The sequence below is a fragment of the Okeania sp. SIO2C2 genome (genome assembly GCF_010692625.1).
GTDB lineage: Bacteria > Cyanobacteriota > Cyanobacteriia > Cyanobacteriales > Microcoleaceae > Okeania > Okeania hirsuta.
The window spans coordinates 84,148-104,419 of the sequence record NZ_JAAHGM010000020.1 but is presented as its reverse complement, the minus strand read 5'-3'; the positions used below and the strand labels follow the sequence as shown (position 1 = coordinate 104,419).

Genomic DNA, 20,272 nt, shown 5'->3' with positions numbered 1-20,272 from the left:
CTATCTTTATGATTGATAGATACTTTCCCAGTTCTAAGCTTTGTTCAGACTGTGGAGATGTAGTAGATAAACTACCTCTACATATTAGAGAGTGGGATTGCCCAGAATGTCCAGCTCACCATGATAGAGATATCAACGCTAGTATAAATATTTTGCGGATGGGAACCCGCGTCGGCGACAGACGCAAGGGAACGCCCACCAAGAAAGCTGCGGGACTCGCAGTGTCAGTCTGTGGAGTGACTGTAAGGCCTGAAAGGATTAAGCTCCGGAGGGCTTGCATTTAAGCAGAAAGACCTAACCTGTGATGGTTAGGAATCCCGCGTTGTAATCTTTAGATTCAATGCCGGGAGGATGTCAAGTAAAACTATTACTATCATTAGTAAAGACCAAGCTCGCCAAAGGGGGGGAACAATTTAGTTAAAGCCTTACTTGCTACTGAGTATTATTTGATTTGATTATCTACTTAAGTCTTAATTCTATTTCTGTATAGCTTACTTAAGTACAAACAAATTATTAATACTATTAATAATAGCAAATGATCTGAAATTATGAGTAATTGACAGTGATTATAGTAATGTAATTCAGTCAGATTGAAAAGAAATTAATCGAATTAAACGATCAACTCTGAAAGTCAATTGTTATTGTCTAATTATAACTATTAAATTAAGGAGAAAAAAGAATTATTTATAGTTAAGTCTGTTGACTTAAGTGAGAAAAACTTGCCAGGGTTGAAACACAAAAAATCTGCTACTTCAGATATTACAACAAAAACTCTAGACTCATAGTTCTAGTAAATAAAAGTAAAAACTTTACTGGCGCAAAAAAATCATCTCTCATATGTAAGTAAAATGTGGGTATTACTACTAAAAGTATAGCATTTAAAAATTCAATAGCCAGCAAAAAAGTTTATTTCTCAGACATTAAGTCATGTAAAACCAAAATACAATATTTCTAGCTAGTCATATAAGGATATAGCATAGCTTTTAAAGCTATATCAAAGTAAACAATTCTTATAAGTTTAAGATTAGAAATAAGTCAACTTGTTCTGAGAAAAGTACATTATTACCTTAAGATACCACTCATAAAGACAAATATGGCACGACAACCAGGTAAAAAAACAGGTGCAAAAAAGCAAAAAAAGAATGTGCCCAATGGGGTGGCTTACATTCAGTCTACCTTCAATAATACAATTGTAACCATTACTGACTTGAATGGTGAAGTAATTTCTTGGGCATCAGCAGGTTCTAGTGGTTTCAAAGGAGCAAAAAAAGGAACTCCCTTTGCCGCACAAACAGCAGCAGAAAGCGCAGCACGTCGAGCTAACGACCAAGGAATGCGTCAGATTCAAGTAATGGTTAGTGGTCCTGGAGCAGGAAGAGAAACTGCTATTAGGGCTTTACAAGGGGCAGGACTAGAGATAACTTTGATCCGAGATATTACCCCAATTCCTCACAATGGCTGCCGTCCACCAAAACGGCGTAGAGTCTAATCAAATTATTAACTCTGGGGTTCAATGTTCAAGGGAGGTCACTCCGTGGCGCAGTTTCATTACGAGTGTATAGAGTCTAAAACTGACAAAGATCGTAGTCAGTACGGAAAATTTATTATAGAGCCACTAGCTCGCGGTCAAGGGACAACAGTAGGGAATGCACTGAGGCGGGTTCTACTATCTAACTTAGAAGGAACAGCCATTACATCAGTGAGGATAGCTGGGGTTAATCATGAATTTGCCACAATCAAAGGGGTAAGGGAAGATGTTCTAGAGATCCTACTGAACATGAAAGAGGTTGTTCTCAAAAGCCATTCCAACCAACCACAAATTGGTAGAGTCAGGATAGAAGGGCCAGCAACATTAACTGCAGATCGTTTTGATGTACCTTCGGAGGTAGAAATAATCGATCGCAGCCAATATGTCGCTACCCTATCTCCTGGGTCAATTCTGGAAATGGAGTTTAGAATTGAGAAAGGGACTGGTTATAGAGCGGTAGATCGTACTCGCGATGATGTTACAGCTCTTGATTTTCTGCAAATTGATGCCATTTTTATGCCAGTTCGTAAGGTTAACTATACAGTTGAAGCTCGTATAGGTAGCTCTATAGAAGAAGACCGACTTATTATGGAGGTTTGGACAAATGGCAGTTACACACCTCAAGATGCTTTGAGTCATGCTGCTAGTATCTTAATGAGTTTGTTTGAGCCACTTAAAGATATTACTAATATGGCAGATGCTCCATCAGGAGAGCCTACAGACCCAACAAGTCAGATTCCAATAGAAGAATTACAACTATCGGTTCGGGCTTATAACTGTCTGAAAAGAGCGCAAATTAACTCTGTTGCAGACCTACTGGAGTACAGTCAAGAAGACCTTTTAGAGATCAAAAACTTTGGTCAAAAATCGGCTGAGGAAGTTATAGAAGCTTTACAGAAACGCTTGGGAATAACTTTACCTCAAGAAAAAGTTGCTAAAGCTACTTAGAGGCCAAAAGTTAGAAATTAAACCAGTTTTTGTCAATGGCATCAAAAATGTCAATCTGAAATACTATTTGCTTTCAAAGATGACCGACTGAGTTTTTGAAGCTGTTAGTAGCAGTACGGAAACACAAATTGAAAAAATTAGCTCAAATATTTTAGATACTCAAAGTAGTCATGCGTCATAGTCGTCGTGTTCCAAAGCTAGGAAAACCAGCAGATCAGCGTCGCGCTCTTCTGCGGTCTCTAGCAACTGAATTAATCCGTCATGGTAGGATTACTACCACAAAAACCCGTGCTAAAGCTGTACAGTCAGAAGCAGAAAAAATGATTTCCTTGGCAAAGGATGGATCGTTAGCAGCTCGCCGACAAGCTTTAGGTTATATCTATGACAAAAAGCTAGTTCACTCTCTATTTGAAGGAGCACAGGATAGATACGGTTCTCGTAATGGAGGTTATACCCGTGTTTTAAGAACTGTTCGCCGTCGTGGAGATAACGCAGAAATGGCAATTATTGAACTGGTTTAAGGTCTGTATTCAATAATGAATAATGAATAATGAATAATTAATAATTAATAATTACCTCTCCTTGAAAACAAGAGGATTGACTCAAAGGAAAAATTTTTCTCTCTTGGTCGATTGAAGGACAGCGAGGAGACCTCGCCATCCCTCGACCGCTTGTTTCTCTCTTAAAGGTGAGGCTTTAAACCTTAATTATTCGGTAATTATTCGGTAAGGGGTAGTGTGGGAAATAAATCAGAAAAAGTTAGTATTTGACCATTTTATTAATAGTAAAAATTTAATGGTGACAAAGATTGACTTTTAAGCTTTAAAAACTTTCAACTTTCCCATGGCTAATAACCAACTTTTACTTCGGCGTGTTGCTCTTGTAATTCAATATCAAGGCACTCATTTTCATGGGTGGCAAAGACAGCCAAATCAACGAACTGTACAAGAAGAGATTGAAAATACTATTTCTTCTGTGGTTAACCAGCCTGTAATATTACATGGTGCAGGAAGAACGGATGCGGGAGTTCATGCAGCAGCACAAGTAGCTCATTTCGATGTTTCAGGCCCAATTCCTGCCCATAAGTGGGCTACTATTCTCAATTCACGGCTAGCTAATGATATCTTAATCGCAAGTTCGGCTCAAGTCGAATCTACCTGGCACGCTCGGTTTTCTGCAACTTCGCGGCGTTATCGCTACACTTTATATACAGAAAAACGGCCTAATTTGTTTGTGATGCCTTTTGTTTGGCATTACTATCAAGCACAGTTAGATCCATTGTTGATTCAAGCAGCTTTGAATCCTTTAATTGGCCGTCATCACTTGGCTGCTTTTCAAAGAGCTGGCTCTTCTCGTCCTCATTCTTGGGTAGATGTACAAGAGGTGAAGTGTGAAAGTCAGGGACCATTTATTCATATAGAGGTTCAAGCTAGTGGGTTTCTATATGGGATGATGCGATTATTGGTGGGGTTACTCATTCAAGTGGGTCAGCAGAAGCTATCTGTGGAAAATTTTACAGATATCTGGGTTAATCAAAGAAGGGAAGTTGTGAAGCACTCAGCTCCGGCTAGTGGCCTATGTTTATTGCGGGTTGGTTATCTGGAATTTCCTTTTACTCAAGAAGTTTGGTATAATAATATGCCTCAATTTATTTTTTATTGATTAGAGCAGGCGATCGCTACTTTGATGGATTCAGTCACTCCTAAAATGTTGCGAAACTGGTTTACTCACTGCTGTTACTGGAGACTTCTTTCTAAAAAACCGCTATAAGTATCTCTATTGAGACTTTCCATTAACAGGAATTACGCAAAGGCACTACATATAGTAGATAAAAACTATAGCACTATGGTACATATAGTGTTTATGTCGGAAAAATGCGTAATTCCTGATTAAGTATCAAAGAATAATAACTGACAATTGGGTAAACTGAGCGAATAATTCCATCAGATTAAACTGACAATAAAAGCCAATATAAGCAGTAAAAAAAACAACTAAATTAAGTAAATTATGAATACAACATACGTTCCACCACTGAAGACTCTAGAGCAAAAATGGTATGTTATTGATGCTAAAGAACAGCGTTTAGGGCGATTAGCTACTGCTATTGCGATGATTATTAGGGGTAAGAATAAACCAACTTATACTCCACATCTCGATACAGGAGATTTTGTGATTGTCGTTAATGCTGAAAAGGTGAATGTAACTGGTAAAAAAAGTAGTCAGAAACTTTATCGTCGCCATTCTGGAAGGCCAGGAGGGATGAAAACAGAGGTTTTTTCTAAGTTGCAAGCTCGTTTGCCTCAAAGAATTATTGAGGAGGCAGTTTACGGAATGCTACCAAAAAATTCTCTAGGCAGAAAACTTCATGCTAAACTAAAAGTTTATCCAGGACCTGACCATCCTCACCAAGCTCAAAAACCTGAAACGTTAATTATTGAAACTACTCCAGGAGAATAAAAATAATGCAAGCAAAAGAAAGTGGCCGTGCTATGTATTGGGGTACTGGTCGTCGTAAGTCCTCGATCGCTTCAGTACGCCTAGTTCCAGGTACAGGCAAATTGATTATTAATGGCAAGGATGGTGAGTTATACCTACAATATAATCATGGTTATTTATCATCGGCTAAAGCTCCACTAGAGACTTTAGGTTTGGAAAATGAGTATGACATTCTAGTGAAAGCTACAGGAGGTGGGTTAACAGGACAAGCTGATTCTATTAAATTAGGCGTTGCTAGAGCTTTGTGCCAGTTAGACCCAGATAACCGTAAACCTCTAAAGACAGAAGGATATTTAACTCGCGACCCCCGGGCTAAAGAACGGAAAAAGTATGGTTTACGCAAAGCTCGTAAAGCACCTCAATATTCTAAACGATGATATACTAAAAAAATGCCAATTGTTACAAGATTGATGATAATTGGCAAAAACTTTAGACATCTCTAGAAAAGAGGGAACAGGGAACAGGGAACAGGGAACATGGAGAAATAATTGATAATTTATGGATAAGAATTGATTTGATTTTTGATTTTTACCAGATGTCTTTTGATAAAATTTTCAATAGCGCTATAGTAGGGCGTTTCATCAATTAAATCTGAAAGTACTATGTAGCAAGAGTTTTGAACTTTTGGCTTGGAAAGACTACAGGCGCTAAAAACCTTGACTCACAAAGCTTATAGTTCTAATTGATGACAGACCCTAGTGGCGTGATACCAATTTGAAAAAAGAATGTTACGAATAGTTTAGTCAACTAAAGTAATTTAAGTCAGATGCAAATTTACTAGAATAGATTTTTTCATGGCAAAAAATGAGAATAAAAGCTACTTCTATTGACTATTGACTACTCGAAACAGTCCAAATATTTGTAGCAAAAATTTATAAAATTGGTATGACACATCTAAAATTTTGCAATAGTGTAGTAGGGGCGGGTTCTGCATTAAGTTAATGGTGTTACAAATTATTTAGATGAACCCGCCCCCAACCCAACAATTGAATGCACAAAATTAGCTTTGTCAATTCAGTGCAATAAGCTAAGATATTTTATAGAAAAAATATTTGTAATTTTAAGTAGAGTAAAGAAAATGCCTAAAGCTGGTATTCATCCTGAGTGGTATCCAGAAGCCAAAGTTTACTGTAATGGTGAAGTGGTAATGACAATTGGTTCAACAAAACCAGAGATTAATGTTGATGTTTGGTCCGGAAATCATCCCTTCTTTACAGGTACTCAGAAAATTATTGATACTGAAGGAAGAGTTGAGAGATTTATGCGTAAGTATAGTAAAAAAGATGGAGGGAAAAGCTCTAAATCTAAAAAGAGTAAAGATAAAAAATAGCTGGAATGTCAATTGTCCTTAATTAGTTGTCTATAAAATATTACAGACAACAATTAACATCAACATCTCACAAAAAATTCCCCATAAATAAAATACTAATTAAGACAAGGGACAACTGACAATGGCTGAAACATATTTACTAGAAAAATTAAAATCCGTTGAGCAAACTTACAATGAATTAACTCTACGTTTAGCAGATCCAGATATTGCAAAAGATCCAACTGAGTTCCAAAAAGTAGCTAAGGCACGCTCCTCATTAGAAGAGGTGGTAAATACTTATGAAGAGTGGAAAAATAGTCAGCAAGAATTAGTGGATGCTAAGGAAATATTGAAAGAAGCTGGTGGCGACCAAGAAATGGAAGAGATGGCCAGAATGGAAGTAGAGGAATTGGAAGTCAAGCTGGAATCTCTGGAAACTCAAATGAAAATTGCCCTACTACCACGAGACCCCAACGATGATAAGAATATTATGTTGGAGATTAGAGCTGGTACAGGAGGGGATGAAGCTAGTATTTGGGCAGGGGATCTGGTGAGAATGTACTCCCGTTACTCAGAAACTCAAAAATGGAAGGTGAGTTTACTGAGTGAATCTTTAGCAGATATGGGAGGTTTTAAAGAAGCAATTTTAGAGATTAAGGGAGAACAGGTTTATAGTAAGCTGAAGTTTGAAGCAGGAGTTCATCGGGTTCAAAGAGTTCCAGTGACAGAAGCAGGTGGGAGGGTACATACTTCAACGGCAACGGTGGCCATCATGCCAGAAGTGGATGATGTAGAAGTGGAAATAGATGCAAAAGATATTGAACTAACAACGGCTCGTTCTGGTGGAGCAGGTGGACAAAATGTGAACAAGGTGGAAACTGCTGTGGATTTATTTCATAAACCCACAGGAATTAGAATTTTCTGTACTCAGGAGCGCAGTCAGCTACAAAACAGAGAGAGGGCAATGCAAATTTTACGAGCTAAACTTTATGAGATTAAGCTACAAGAGCAACAACAAGAAGTTAGTTCGATGAGGCGATCGCAAGTAGGTACTGGCTCCCGCTCAGAAAAAATTCGGACTTATAACTATAAAGATAATAGGGTGACAGATCATCGCTTGAGTCAGAACTTTTCCCTTGCACCTCTTCTTGAGGGAGATATAGAAAATGTAATTCAAGCTTGTATTACCCAAGACCAGCAGGAACGTTTGCAAGAGTTGGCAGCATCCACATCTACTCCAATGTCAGTCTAATTGACATTTTGTGAAATGGACTTATTCACATAATATAAATATCACTCAAAAAGCGAGGACAAAGTTCTCGTTTTTTTTATAAAATATGCTTATATTAGCAAGTATAGCGCTGTGCGCAGGAACAGGCAATAGGGGGGATAAAAAGCTGATAGTATAAGACTTTTAGCTATGTAAAACATAAGTTTTTCAATTTTACCTTCAGCTACTTACCATTAAATTTCAGCAACACCAATTTTATTTAGGGTTTGCTGAAAAAGTATGCATGGTAAAGGGAGGAGAACCGAGTCAGGAGGACTGAGTCAGGATAAATGGGAATTATAGAGGAGGTAGTTGGATATTTTGTCCCTTGATTTTTCTGCCCTTGTCTGCTCAAAATGCTCATAAGCATGAGCTTGAGGCACTGAAAACCAGGCAATTTTTTCGACAAAAAAAAGACTAAAGCCTTTATCTATCAATATTTTGAGATTTAATCAGCAAACCCTATTTATAACTGACCCGTCCGAACATGATATAAGTCTTGTATCCCACATTCCGCACTTCGATTTGTAACATTAAAAGTATTATAAAAATCCGTAGGTTGGTAGGTATTTATACTATGCAAATCATCTCAATTACTTTTTTCGTTCATCAAATCCCGAGTAAATAATTAATCATAAATACTTGCTTGATTGTTTACTCAATCACTGCAGCTATGATTTTCTCGTAAATTCTGACTCCTGACTCCTTCTTCTATACGACATTTTGTGGTGCGGAATATGGGTTGTATATTATTCTATGCAGCTCAGAAATGAATTTGATATAACGTAGTAAACTATTCTAATTCTAGCAAATTAAAGAAAAGTAGGAGATTTGGGCATGACTACCAATGAAGAATTATCTTGGGAATGTGGAATGGGTTTCTATGTGCCAATTTTAAATGATGGAGAATTAGTGGGCATTTGTAAACCTGAATATGCCGAAGAAATTCTAGAAGTTATGAATGAGCAGGAAAGGTTACACAAAGCTTTAAGGCTAGCTTGTCTAGATTTACTGCGAAGGGTGGGAGGAAAAAGAAGTAGAGTTAATGACTTAATGCAGAAATATATAGCTCTGGCTGAACGACCTAAATATGGACCAAGAGCGGTAGCCCTCTTGTTGCGAGAAAGGCAAGAACAACTGCAGGTTAGTGGCCATGAGTTTATTAAATTTTGTGATATTCATAAAATTTCTCCTGAGCAACTCAAAGATATTTATGCAGGCAAAGCAGTAGATACAAACTTAGTAGGACCTATAGCAAGAATTTTAGGCAAAACTAATAATGAAGTACAAGAAATATTAGAAGGCCCTAGCGAATAATATTGTAATTTGTCATTAGCACTTAGTTTTTTGATTTTCTCGGTCTTAGAGTATGTCTTAAATTTTAATTAATATGATTTATCATCTATTTAGATGAGTTTTTCAATTAGATTATTATTTTTTCTGCTTACAAAAACTTTTTCAAATCTACACCTCTTCCCTATTTTCTAAAATATTTAATTCCCTGTTCATATCTCAAACATAAATGGTATTTTAACTATGTAGTTAAAATACTAAAAATATCAAGTTTCATAATTATAATTAACTTTACCATTAGGCATAATTGTTTCCTGAAGATTAGCTTCAGAAAGGTTAATATCATTAATTAAAGCATCAGTAAGATTAGCACCTCTCAAATCAGCACCTCTCAAATCAGCACCTCTCAAATCAGCTCTAATTAAAATAGCCTTACTTAGATTAGTTCCTCGGAAATAAACCCCCCTCAAATTTGCACCTAGAAAATTAACTTTTTTGAGGTTTGCAAACCTAAAATCTGCTTTATAAAGATTTGCTTCCTTTAAAGAAGCATTTGATAAATGAATTCTACTCAGATGAGCTTCAATCAGATTAGCTTTGTCTAAATTAGTCTGGTAAAAATAAGCCCCAATCAATTCAGCTTCATGGAGATTAGCATGACTAAGATTAGCATAACTGAAGTTAGTTTCTATTAAATCTGCTTTGGCTAAGTTGCTTCTTCTCAGGTCTGCTGAAGTAGCATCAGCATATCGACAAATAGCATTTTGTAAATCAGTTCCAATTAAATTTGCATCAACTAAATCAGCGTCTATTAAGTTAGCCTGTCTTAGATCTGCAGAAATCAAATTAGCATATCTTAAATTAGCTCCCTGAAGATTAATAGAAGTAAGGTTAGCATGAATCAGTTGAGCTGAAGTTAAATTAGCATCACTACAGTTAGCTGTTTTTAATTGAGTTAAACAGAGATTCGCTCCTGTGAGATTTACTCCTTGAAAATTAATACCTTGCAGGTTAATACCTCTGAGGTTGACATTAGTAATATCTGCTTGTAGATGTAGATTTTTCTGTCTCCATTCATTCCATGTAATTATACCCCGATTAAGTAGGGCGAGATATTCTTTATTTGCCATTTTTTATTAGATAACTTCTTAGAGATATTTATATATTTCTGTTATGGAGTAATAACTATAAGAGACTGTTTGTAAAAGGAATGTTAAATCCAGGCGTAGTGTCGTGTCAAGCTGAAAATGGTGTATTAAATTTTTGAGTATAATTCTTGCTTTGACTAAGGTTTGGAGAATTTTCCTAAAACACTATTTCAAGCTTGACGCGCTAGTAGGGTGGGTTAGGCGACAATAATTATGAGTCGCAAACCAAAATCTTAATTGTTCACTGTAACCCACCGAACATACCGATTATTAAGGAGTTGGACGTTATGGAATGATATTGCCAAAGATTGGTGTATCGGCTAAATCCCTTACTTCAACTGAATTTGGGTTCATAGTCGAACATAGCAATACAGCAGAACTAAAGATCCTGATTATATCAAATCCGTTTAACTTCGATATAAAGAAATTTTCCATCTGAGCGCCATTGCCAAATCTTTCTCAATATTCCCATCCTGGGAGGGGTTAGGGGTTGGTTCCCACACTCCCCACACTCCCCACACTCTTTATGGAGGAGTATGGGAATATTTTTCCACCTTTTTCTCCTATTGCCTCTATCTCACGGACGACTCCATGGCTCAAAATTATCATCAAGGTCAAGATACCAAATTAGGTTATATAGGAGGAAAAGAAGAAGGAAGAGAAAGTTTTTTCAGGGTTATTATTCCAGACATGATATTACTTATTCCACATTTTGCTGATGTAGTTCTAAGTATTTCTAGCTATAGTCTTAAAAAAAAAAGTTAATCAAAATATTTATTATATCAGATAAAAATCATATATATGCATAATATTAATTAAATTTATGTATAATTATTAAAAGTTAATAAAGATTTACTTAATATTAAGTAAAATGATACGAATCAAGAGTTAAACTAACAAACGAGAACAATAGTTAACATATTTGAAGAGCCATGACCTAACCATTGCAAACCAAAAGTGAATTTATTAGTAAAGTCCAAAAAATTAAATGTCCCTAATTTAAGGATATTACTAAAAACGTCAGCATATCTTGGTGATCTAACGGCTCTACCAAATTTATTGAATGAATGGGGAAAATAGCTACACAGTAAACCTTGAAAATGTGTTGGCTAAAACCTCAAGATAGTGAAATGAAGTTTGGAAAGTGGGAGAAAACGCATTCCTCACTAATACAATTTCATAGATAATGAAGTATTTTTCTAGGGTGACTTCCCTAAAAGTGAGGCACAAACTTCCAACCTCCTAACAGTGTTGAAAATGTAGAACTTTTACCTTGCCTGCCTTCAGGCATAAATTAAGCTTGTTATTTTAGTAGCATTACTAAAATATTCCTTCGGTATGAGGTAATTTGTAATTCAAACTGCTAAAGAATTAAAAGCGATCGCAAACACAAATGTAAGTTAGATTCACGTCGCCATAATTAAAATTACCAAATCAGTCCATTAGTTATTAATATAAGGATTTGACAACTATGCTAAACATAATACCTATCAAGCAGCCGTTAAATCCAGATCAAAACGTGAATCACGGTTGTAATTTGAAGTGGAAGTTAGGAGATCGACAAGAATATTGGCTTTCTACTATAATCTTGAGAAGAAGTAAAATAACAATAAAACACCAATGATGATATTAATTAAGTTTTGCTATCAAATAAGGAAGCTACAAGAGGTTTTGGTGTTTACAAAATAGCGATCATTAGTACCTGGTTAGCCTCTTGCAAGAGGAATTCCTAAGTCTATAGCATCAGTCAATCTTTAAATTATACAAAGATTGTCTATGTTTATGATGTCTAAAATTGCTTCAATGTATTTCTAAGGAGTTCGTAGATATTTCCTAGATAGCGATCGAAATCAATTGTAGAATGTACTAAACTATTTACATTCAGTACTAGAGTACACCGATCGAAAATACTGTAGTAGCAAAAATAATTCACTGAATAATTGATAATTAATAATTTTAGGCTTAAAGCCTATACTTTCAAGGAAAAAAATCATTATTATGCCTTTTGAACTCAAATAAATACAAAGGTGGTTACAGTATTAATATCTATTTTTTACCAGGAAAATAAACTACTGTAGCAATATTTGATGATACTGGTATTAGTCAGTCATATTCTTTTGAACAAAAGGTGATTATTAATTATTAATTGTGAAATATTAGTTGTTGAATTAGCATTAATGAAAAAACTTCTCTAAGCAAATAGTAATATCCCTAAACACCATTGATGTGGTGTACTATAATGTGCTGCTAAACTGACTTTAAGTACAACCAAAAACTTCGATTGTGTGTTATAAGAAGTAAAATTTCAAAGAAAACCATTAACTAACTAAAATTATGACCAACACAATATTCCCGCCTAAAGCATTAACCAAAGAAATCAGCAAACCAGACTTCACATTTGACCCCAGTATTCGGCGCGATCATGCAAAGAAGTACCGAACCTCAGAGTGGTACGATGGTCGTGGAGAAATTAAGGCGGTAGAAGATGGTCGCTCATTTGAAATTTCTGCAACCTTTACTCTCAAGTCAGAAGTAAAGTTGGTATATGGAGTATTAGACCCATCTAACCCAGTTTTGGCAGAAATCTACAAAAGTCGTGGTCGTTGTGTAGCAGTTGTCGATCAAACAGTCGATGAACTTTATGGAGAATCACTGCAAGCTTACTTTAAGCACAATGAGATTCCCCTAGAAACTCTAGTCTGTCGTGCATGGGAATCAGACAAAACTCCAGAAACAGTTCAGCGAATACTCCAATTCTTAGGTAAAGATGGCTGTGATGTATCCCGCAACGAACCCGTGCTAATCATTGGAGGTGGCGTACTCAGCGATGTAGCAGGTTTGGCCTGTGCTTTGCAGCACCGACGAACACCTTATGTGATGATCGGAAGTTCTATTGTTGCAGCTATTGATGCTGGACCATCTCCTCGTACCTGCACAAATGGTCAGCTATTTAAAAATAGTATTGGTTCCTATCATCCCCCAGTTATCACAATAGTAGACCGTAGCTTATTCCGTACTTTGGCAAAAGGTCATATCCGTAATGGGATGGCAGAAATTATCAAAATGGCAGTAACTGATGACCCAGTGCTATTTGATTTACTAGAAGAATACGGCCCACGGTTAATTGAAACCCATTTTGCTAACTTTGATGCGGATGAGGAACTGACCCAGGTAGCTGATGAAGTAATTTATCGAGCATTGTATTCCTACATGAAGCATGAGGGAACAAATATGTTCGAGACCTATCAAGACAGACCCCATGCTTACGGTCACACCTGGAGTCCGAAGTTTGAGCCAGCTGTCAAATTGATGCACGGTCATGCTGTTACTATTGGTATGGCTTTTGGAGCAACCTTGGCAATGGAAATGGGTTGGTTAGAAAAAGGCGATCGCGACAGAATAGTTGCACTATGTTCTTCTCTTGGTTTATCAGTTTATCATCCTATCCTCGAAGACAGTGATTTGATGATTCAAGGACAGAAAAATATGCGTCGCAAGCGCGGTAGTAGTGGGTTATGGGCACCTTTACCTACAGGTATTGGTAGTTGTAGTTTTGCTGGAGAAGTTCCCTCAGACTTATTAATATCTGCTGTGGAGGAACATAAGAATTTTTGTACCTCTGTGCCAAATGAAGGAAAAGGCGAACAAATGTATTTAAGTGACCTTGGTTTGGAGTAAAATAAATAATAGAAGTTGTGATGTGGGGTGGAGAAAACAAGAAATTCCTCCCTACTCCCTTTTGAAAAAAAGAACAATAGTGGGCAAAGACTGCAAACTTTTCATCAGACCTCTGCGATAATTAATCTCAAAGCCTTGTAATGCTTAGGCTAAAAGTTAGTTTTCGTATGCTATAGATGATTTAGTCTTTGCCCATCCTACTTATCCAGTAGTAATGGAATAGAAATATGATAACCGTTGTCAATACAGAAACTGTAAATACAAAAACTGCCAGACCAGTTACGCCATTGGGTATTTTAGTAGAACAACTTGAGAAAACTGTCAAGATGGCAGAAACTGTAGAAATACCTGCCAAACTTGCTGAAGCGATTAAAGATGCTTACCAATTAGCAGAAGGTCTTGACCCCTACATTGAAAAAAATACTACCCAGGAGTCAGATGCGTTGGCAGCATTAGCAGAAAAGACTCGCCGGGAACCCTGGAATTTACGATTTTCTGATGGCGAAACAGTGCGCCAGTTAGAACAGGAAATGTTATCTGGGCATATTGAGGGGCAAATTCTCAAAATGTTCGTTCACATGACTGGAGCGAAACGTATCCTAGAAATTGGAATGTTTACCGGGTATTCTGCATTGGCAATGGCAGAAGCGCTGCCAGAAGATGGACATGAAGTTGCTTGTGAAGTCGATCAATATGTAGCTGACTTTGCTAAAGCTTGTTTTGAAAAGTCTCCCGCTGGGAAGAAAATATCAGTCGAAGTTGCACCAGCTTTGGAAACTATGCAAAAGTTGGCAGATGCCGGAGAAACTTTTGATTTAGTCTTTATTGATGCCGATAAAAAAGAGTATATAGAATATTTCAGAATTCTCTTAGATACAAATTTATTAGCACCAAATGGATTTATTTGTGTTGATAATACTTTATTGCAAGGGCAACCTTATCTCCCATCAGAAAAGCGTGCTGCTAATGGAGAAGCGGTCGCTAAATTTAACCGTTTTGTTGCAGAAGATCCCAGAGTAGAACAAGTTTTGCTACCTTTACGAGATGGGGTAACTATTATTAAACGAAAGTAGTTATGGTTTGAGGATATTATTAACCCAATAAATAATTGGATATAACTCCTGAATATTCGGTAACATCATGTCCGCTGGTATCATTAGTGTAAACCCAAAGGTGAATATCTACAGGGAATTTAAGTTTTGTTCTTGCTCTTAAGTATTCTTGCCTGTTCCCTGTTCCCAGTTAAGTGTTCCCTACCCTTGCTATACAATACCGATGCTACCGGACATGATATAACATCATAATTGTTACCGATACAAATAACTATAACAAAATGCTACTGACAATTTTTAAGAGTAAACTGCATCGACTCAAAGTAACTGAAGCACAACTATATTATGAGGGTTCAATTACCATTGATGAAGAACTACTAAAAACTGCCAGTATATTAGCTTATGAAAAAGTACAAGTAGTTAATGTCAATAACGGTTCACGGCTAGAAACCTACACTATTCCAGGGGAATGGGGTAGTCGTATTGTCTGCCTCAACGGTCCAGCAGCCCGAATAAATGCTGTTGGGGACGAGATAATAGTCATCGCTTATGCTCAAATGACACCAGAAGAAGCACTTCTACATCGTCCTCAAGTTATTTTAGTGGATAAAAATAATAATCCTCTACAGAAAAGCTAATATTTAGGGTTTGCGCTCAAAAGTCTTTTAGCAGGGGGAGGAGAACCGAGTCAGGAGAAATGGGAATGAGCGAGGAGGTAGGAGTAAGAATTGTAAGAGTGATTTTTCTGCTATAGTCAGCCCAAAATACTAGCTTTTTGAGCATTTTCAACTGAAACAGGCGCACTTTTTTCGATCCTCAAAATGCTCAAGCCTTTATTTATCAATACTTTGATATTCGATCGGTAAACCCTATTTATATCTACCTTTGTAGCTAAATCAGGACTTACGCACTGACAATAGATATAGGGTTTTGGTTTGTTACCGAATAATTAAGGTAAAAATCCTCTCCTTTAAAGGAGAAAAAAGAAAAAATTTTCCCTACCACGTCAATTCTCTTCTTTTCAAGGAGAGGTCATTTCAGTTATCAGTTATCAGTTATCAGTACCTCTGCAATAAGGAGGCTTGATATCAGGAATAGTCTCTTTTTTTTATCCCTTTAAAAAGGGAGGCGCATACCCACAATTTTTCGGTAATTATTAATTATTAATTGTTGAAGCTAGCGCTAACACACCCTACTAAATTGATACACCTTAAAATGGTGTATTAGGTCATTGGGGTGAGGAGTAGGGGAGATAAAGACACCTAAAAATAAAAATCTATTGCACAGTTTTAGCTGTGTAAGTCTACTACAAATAGCCTTCATGCGTAAGTTCTATAAATTTTTGTTCTCCAAAACTTAACTTTTTTTTTGCTTATTATAAATAATAACATGGCACTAATTTTATTTGTCCAAGGACGTGCTTATGCACTGTTCCAAAATCTCGGTTCTCTGATTTTATTGTTAATTGTTTTACCGTTGAATTTACTAAAGGTAATACCATCGCTGCTATGGAATTTTATCAGTCAACCTTTTCAAAAAAAAGTAGTAGCTGAAAACCCAAAAAACATCCTAATTACGGGCGCAAAAATGACAAAATGTTTGCAACTTGCCCGTTCATTCCATGCAGCAGGACACAAAGTTTTTCTGCTAGAAGCAAATAAATATTGGTTATCAGGAAATAGATTTTCTAATGCTGTTTCAGGCTTCTACACATTACCCTTTCCCCAAAAAGATTGGGAGGGCTATTATCAAGGATTATTAGAGATTATTAAAAAAGAAAAGATAGATGTATTTATCCCAGTTTCTAGTCCGGCAGGAAGCTACTATGAATCTTTAGCAAAACCACTTATATCGGAACATTGTGAAGTATTGCATTTTGACGCTGAAATTACGCAACTATTAGATAATAAATTTACATTTATTGAAAAAGCTAAAAGTTTTGGTTTATCTGTACCTAAATCATTTCTAATTACAAATCCCGAACAAGTTCTCAATTTTGACTTTGCTACTGATGGGAGTAAATATATTCTCAAAAGTATTCCTTACGATTCAGTGCGTCGTTTAGATATGACAAAACTGCCCATGAATTCTAAAGCAGAAATGGAGGAATTTGTCAATAGTTTGCCGATTAGCGAACAGAGACCCTGGATTATGCAAGAATTTGTGAAAGGCAAAGAATATTGTACCCATAGCACTGTCAGAAAGGGTAAAGTTAGACTCTATTGTTGTTGCGAATCATCAGAATTTCAAGTCAATTATCATCATTTAGATAGACCTCAAATCTATCAATGGGTAGAAAAATTTGTCAGAGAATTAGATATTACTGGGCAAATTTCCTTTGACTTTATTCAAACAGAAGATGGTCGAGTTTATCCCATTGAATGTAACCCCAGAACTCACTCAGCTATTACTACGTTTCACGACCATCCAGGAGTAGCAGATGCTTATTTGAAAGATAGTAAAGATGAAAATGAAGCCTCACTAATACCACTGCCAAATAGTAAACCTACTTATTGGACTTACCATGAATTATGGCGACTGACAGGAATGAGATCTTTGGGGCAATTAAAAAGTTGGATTAACAGAATTTTTCAAGGAACAGATGGTATTTTTCAAGTGAATGACCCTTTACCATTTTTGATGGTACATCATTGGCAAATTCCTTTACTTTTGTTAAGTAATCTGCAAAAATTAAAAGGGTGGGTAAGAATTGATTTTAATATTGGAAAACTGGTAGAATTAGGGGGAGATTAATCAATTGGATTTCTGTAGACTGTAAACTCAGAAACTAAAAAATAAAAACTATATTTCTACTGGGATTGAGATTAACAAACCGGGTTTGTGTAATACAAATTTGACAAAATAATTTTATGAATAATAGGGAGTAGAAATACTTGACAAAAGATGTATCTTTGAGTAAAAAGATGATTGACAACCAAAAAAATGGCGTTGCTGAGGGGGGGATGAATCTAAAGGGAACAGGCACATCCCAAAACTTAAGGTAGTGAATTAGTAGTCTCATAGAATGTTTGAGCATCTAATTTGACTTGGAATAGCATAGTGTCTGGCGTGATTAAGCGAGCTAGATCATGCCAAAGACCTGTATTTTCTCCCTCAACTGTGGTCATGTAGGTCTTGCTCACAATCTGATCGCCATCCGGAATTTATATTGGGGGTAAACTTTGAACCCATCAGTAACCTAGAAGAAGCAATGCGTCAAATCTCACAATCTGCCAAACGAGGTTCAAAAGTCAATGCGCTATGGTCTCAATCCACCCAAGCTAAGATACCTGCTGGAAAGTGGTTAACTGCTGTCCACTCCCCAGATTTTGTTTTTTTTGAACCCACAAAAGTTTGTAGCTCGTCAAGTTCCCCAACTGCCGGAATATCCTCCGGGTCCTAGGCATCTGGTAACTGTTGTCCCACTGCCATTACCCATCGGATCATGGTGGTATGGTGAATTCCTGTAACCCACTCTATACCTCGCTCATCCCATACCATTGACATACATTCTCAGACAGATTTGACGAGTATCATCACTGTATCCTGGTTGAATTTTGGGTAGGGATACAAACTGACGACCACAATTAACACAGATGTGGTTTTGCTTCCCACGTCTATGACCATTCTTACGAATATGAGTAGAATAGCAGTCTGGACATTCCTAGATTTGCTCCCTCAGTTATTCCTCTGTCAGACCATATCATTCATCCCGCACTCTATGCAACGCCAAAAAAATGGTATCAAAGCTATTCATTCTGTAGGTCGCCAATCTGACGGCTTCCCTAGCTGACTTCTAATAAATACCATCCCTATTTGTAGCAAACAGTTGTAAAATTGGTATCAGGTTTAACGAAGTCAGAAGTCAGAAGTTATTTTTGTAACGGGGATTTGAGCTTCGCTCCAAAAAGATTTCGCCAGTCAAGGCGGGGTTGCGCGACCCAATTATTTTGATAAACCTAACGTAAACCAAACCAGAAAAACCAGGTACTGAAGCGGAGATTAACAAACCGGATTTATGTAGACTGTAAACTCAGAAATTAAGAAAGAGAAACCAGGTTTCTACTAAAGTGAAATAATCAATTTTTATGGATAAACAAATTTGGATTGCGATGACATTTATTGCCTTTTTACTATTATTTACAGTAGTAGGCATTTATTCCGCAACCCAAAAACAAAACACAACAAATGATTACCTACTTGCTAGTAGAAATGTTAATCCCTGGTTGACAGCTTTATCAGCAATGGCAACAGGTCAGAGTGGATATTTATTCATTGGAGTAATTGGCTTTACCTACAAAGTTGGAGTTGCTTCCATTTGGATACCTGTTGCTTGGGCAATAGGAGACTATATTGCTTGGTGGCTGATATTCAAAAAGTTGAGATTAGTCTCTCAGCAAACTAATTCAGATACAGTTTCTTCATTCCTCGGTCAAGAAAACCTAGGACAAGGAAAAAATAACGGGCGCTCGATTACAATAATTTCAGCTCTAATTACTATTGCTTTTCTCGGTACTTATGCTTCAGCTCAACTCGTAGCAGCAAGCAAAGGACTAAATGCAATATTTGGCTGGAACTATCAATTAGGAGTGATCATTGGAGCTATAATTGTCGTTATATACTGTTTTTCAGGAGGAATTCGTGCCTCTATCTGGACTGACTCAGTGCAGGCAATTTTGATGATTGGCTCCTTATTGGTTTTGTGCGTAGTCGGATTGATTAACTGTGGTGGGTTTGGAGAACTTTGGGCAAAACTCAATGCAATTGACCCCAAACTAACAAATTGGATTCCGGCTAATTTGCCTTGGGGATTTTTCCCTTACTTTTTGGGATGGGTAGTGGCAGGGTTTGGCGCTGTCGGTCAGCCTCACATATTAGTACGAGCAATGGCAATTGACTCCGCAGAAAATGTAGCTTTGGCGCGCAATATCAAATTTGTCTGCGGTCAAATGAACTCTGCTACAGCATTCGGTGTTGGGTTAACTGCAAGAGCGTTGTTGCCAGATTTGATGACATCAAGTGACCCAGAATTGGCATTACCTTATCTATCTATGGAACTGTTACCAGCAGTGATGGTGGGGTTAATGTTAGCCGGATTATTTTCAGCTGCCATTTCCACAGCAGACTCTCAGATACTATCTTGTTCAGCTGCATTGAGCCAAGACTTGATTCCTAATACAGCTAATTCTTATAGAATGGCTAAAATTGCCACGTTAATTGTCACAGCTATTGTATTAGTAATAGCCCTAACAGGAGACAATAACGTATTCGCTTTAGTAATTTTCTCTTGGTCAATTTTAGCTTGCAGTTTAGGCCCGTTATTGGTATTGCGGGTTTGGCAAAAACCTATAAGTGTGCCAGTAGCGATCGCCATGATGATTATTGGTATTATTGTTTCCATAGCCTGGAATTTAGGACTTGGGTTATCTAGTGCTATTTATGAAGTGCTTCCCGGTATGGCTACAGGCTTTATTGTTTATGGAATTGTTCATTTTTTGATCGACTCTAGAGAGTTGAGTAAATAAAAAAATTGTACTACCTTGTATCAAT

The 20,272-nt window shown here is 36.9% G+C and carries 17 protein-coding genes and 1 pseudogene; 16 read left to right on the top strand and 2 right to left on the bottom strand.

What is annotated here, in order from left to right; all coding sequences use genetic code 11:
* Positions 1 to 8: 8 nt before the first annotated feature.
* From F6K18_RS18065 to F6K18_RS18020, 10 genes are all read left to right on the top strand, one after another.
* A complete protein-coding gene (locus tag F6K18_RS18065; protein WP_338043122.1) occupies positions 9 to 284 on the top strand; it encodes a zinc ribbon domain-containing protein in 276 nt (91 codons plus the stop codon).
* Between the two features lie 809 nt (positions 285 to 1,093).
* Complete coding sequence (gene rpsK / locus F6K18_RS18060) at positions 1,094 to 1,489, top strand: 30S ribosomal protein S11 (RefSeq protein ID WP_124143139.1); 396 nt, start codon at positions 1,094 to 1,096, stop codon at positions 1,487 to 1,489.
* Positions 1,490 to 1,513: 24 nt separating this feature from the next.
* A complete protein-coding gene (locus tag F6K18_RS18055; RefSeq protein WP_287522655.1) occupies positions 1,514 to 2,476 on the top strand; it encodes a DNA-directed RNA polymerase subunit alpha in 963 nt (320 codons plus the stop codon).
* 170 nt (positions 2,477 to 2,646) lie between these two features.
* The gene (gene rplQ / locus F6K18_RS18050) at positions 2,647 to 2,997 is read left to right on the top strand and encodes a 50S ribosomal protein L17 (protein ID WP_124143141.1); all 351 of its coding nucleotides are present in this window, start codon (positions 2,647 to 2,649) and stop codon (positions 2,995 to 2,997) included.
* A 322-nt stretch (positions 2,998 to 3,319) separates the two neighbouring features.
* Entirely contained in the window at positions 3,320 to 4,138 is an 819-nt protein-coding gene (gene truA / locus F6K18_RS18045) for a tRNA pseudouridine(38-40) synthase TruA (protein ID WP_287522653.1), read from the top strand.
* A gap of 345 nt (positions 4,139 to 4,483) precedes the next feature.
* The gene (gene rplM, locus F6K18_RS18040) at positions 4,484 to 4,933 is read left to right on the top strand and encodes a 50S ribosomal protein L13 (protein ID WP_287522652.1); all 450 of its coding nucleotides are present in this window, start codon (positions 4,484 to 4,486) and stop codon (positions 4,931 to 4,933) included.
* Positions 4,934 to 4,938: 5 nt separating this feature from the next.
* Positions 4,939 to 5,349, top strand: coding sequence for a 30S ribosomal protein S9 (rpsI, locus tag F6K18_RS18035; protein ID WP_124143143.1), 411 nt, complete (start codon positions 4,939 to 4,941; stop codon positions 5,347 to 5,349).
* Between the two features lie 701 nt (positions 5,350 to 6,050).
* Positions 6,051 to 6,302, top strand: a complete 252-nt coding sequence (gene rpmE / locus F6K18_RS18030) for a 50S ribosomal protein L31 (RefSeq protein ID WP_124143144.1) — start codon at positions 6,051 to 6,053, stop codon at positions 6,300 to 6,302.
* Positions 6,303 to 6,423: 121 nt separating this feature from the next.
* Entirely contained in the window at positions 6,424 to 7,533 is a 1,110-nt protein-coding gene (gene prfA, locus F6K18_RS18025) for a peptide chain release factor 1 (RefSeq protein ID WP_287522651.1), read from the top strand.
* An 855-nt stretch (positions 7,534 to 8,388) separates the two neighbouring features.
* Positions 8,389 to 8,868: a hypothetical protein gene (locus F6K18_RS18020; protein ID WP_124143147.1), complete on the top strand. Its 480-nt coding sequence runs from the start codon at positions 8,389 to 8,391 to the stop codon at positions 8,866 to 8,868.
* Between the two features lie 242 nt (positions 8,869 to 9,110).
* On the opposite strand, the gene F6K18_RS18015 is transcribed toward F6K18_RS18020, so the two are convergent.
* The gene (locus F6K18_RS18015) at positions 9,111 to 9,974 is read right to left on the bottom strand and encodes a pentapeptide repeat-containing protein (RefSeq protein ID WP_287522649.1); all 864 of its coding nucleotides are present in this window, start codon (positions 9,972 to 9,974) and stop codon (positions 9,111 to 9,113) included.
* A gap of 609 nt (positions 9,975 to 10,583) precedes the next feature.
* On the opposite strand from F6K18_RS18015, the gene F6K18_RS18010 reads away from it, so the two are divergent.
* The 5 genes from F6K18_RS18010 (at position 10,584) to F6K18_RS17990 (ending at position 17,476) form a co-directional block, all read left to right on the top strand.
* On the top strand, positions 10,584 to 10,757 hold the full coding sequence (locus F6K18_RS18010; protein ID WP_287522648.1) for a hypothetical protein: 174 nt from the start codon (positions 10,584 to 10,586) through the stop codon (positions 10,755 to 10,757).
* A 1,569-nt stretch (positions 10,758 to 12,326) separates the two neighbouring features.
* Positions 12,327 to 13,670 (top strand): sedoheptulose 7-phosphate cyclase, encoded by a 1,344-nt coding sequence (locus F6K18_RS18005; protein WP_287522646.1) that lies wholly within the window; start codon positions 12,327 to 12,329, stop codon positions 13,668 to 13,670.
* A 227-nt stretch (positions 13,671 to 13,897) separates the two neighbouring features.
* Entirely contained in the window at positions 13,898 to 14,743 is an 846-nt protein-coding gene (locus F6K18_RS18000) for an O-methyltransferase (RefSeq protein ID WP_287522644.1), read from the top strand.
* 260 nt (positions 14,744 to 15,003) lie between these two features.
* A complete protein-coding gene (gene panD, locus F6K18_RS17995; RefSeq protein WP_124143152.1) occupies positions 15,004 to 15,360 on the top strand; it encodes an aspartate 1-decarboxylase in 357 nt (118 codons plus the stop codon).
* Between the two features lie 751 nt (positions 15,361 to 16,111).
* Positions 16,112 to 17,476 carry an ATP-grasp domain-containing protein gene (locus F6K18_RS17990; protein WP_287522642.1) on the top strand — a complete coding sequence of 455 codons (1,365 nt, stop codon included), beginning with the start codon at positions 16,112 to 16,114 and terminating at the stop codon, positions 17,474 to 17,476.
* 220 nt (positions 17,477 to 17,696) lie between these two features.
* On the opposite strand, the pseudogene F6K18_RS17985 reads toward F6K18_RS17990, so the two are convergent.
* A pseudogene (locus tag F6K18_RS17985) lies at positions 17,697 to 18,359 on the bottom strand (IS1 family transposase); the annotation flags it as partial.
* Positions 18,360 to 18,810: 451 nt separating this feature from the next.
* Between F6K18_RS17985 and F6K18_RS17980 the strand changes: the two are divergent.
* Positions 18,811 to 20,247 (top strand): sodium/proline symporter, encoded by a 1,437-nt coding sequence (locus F6K18_RS17980; protein WP_287522640.1) that lies wholly within the window; start codon positions 18,811 to 18,813, stop codon positions 20,245 to 20,247.
* The last annotated feature ends 25 nt before the right edge of the window (positions 20,248 to 20,272 follow it).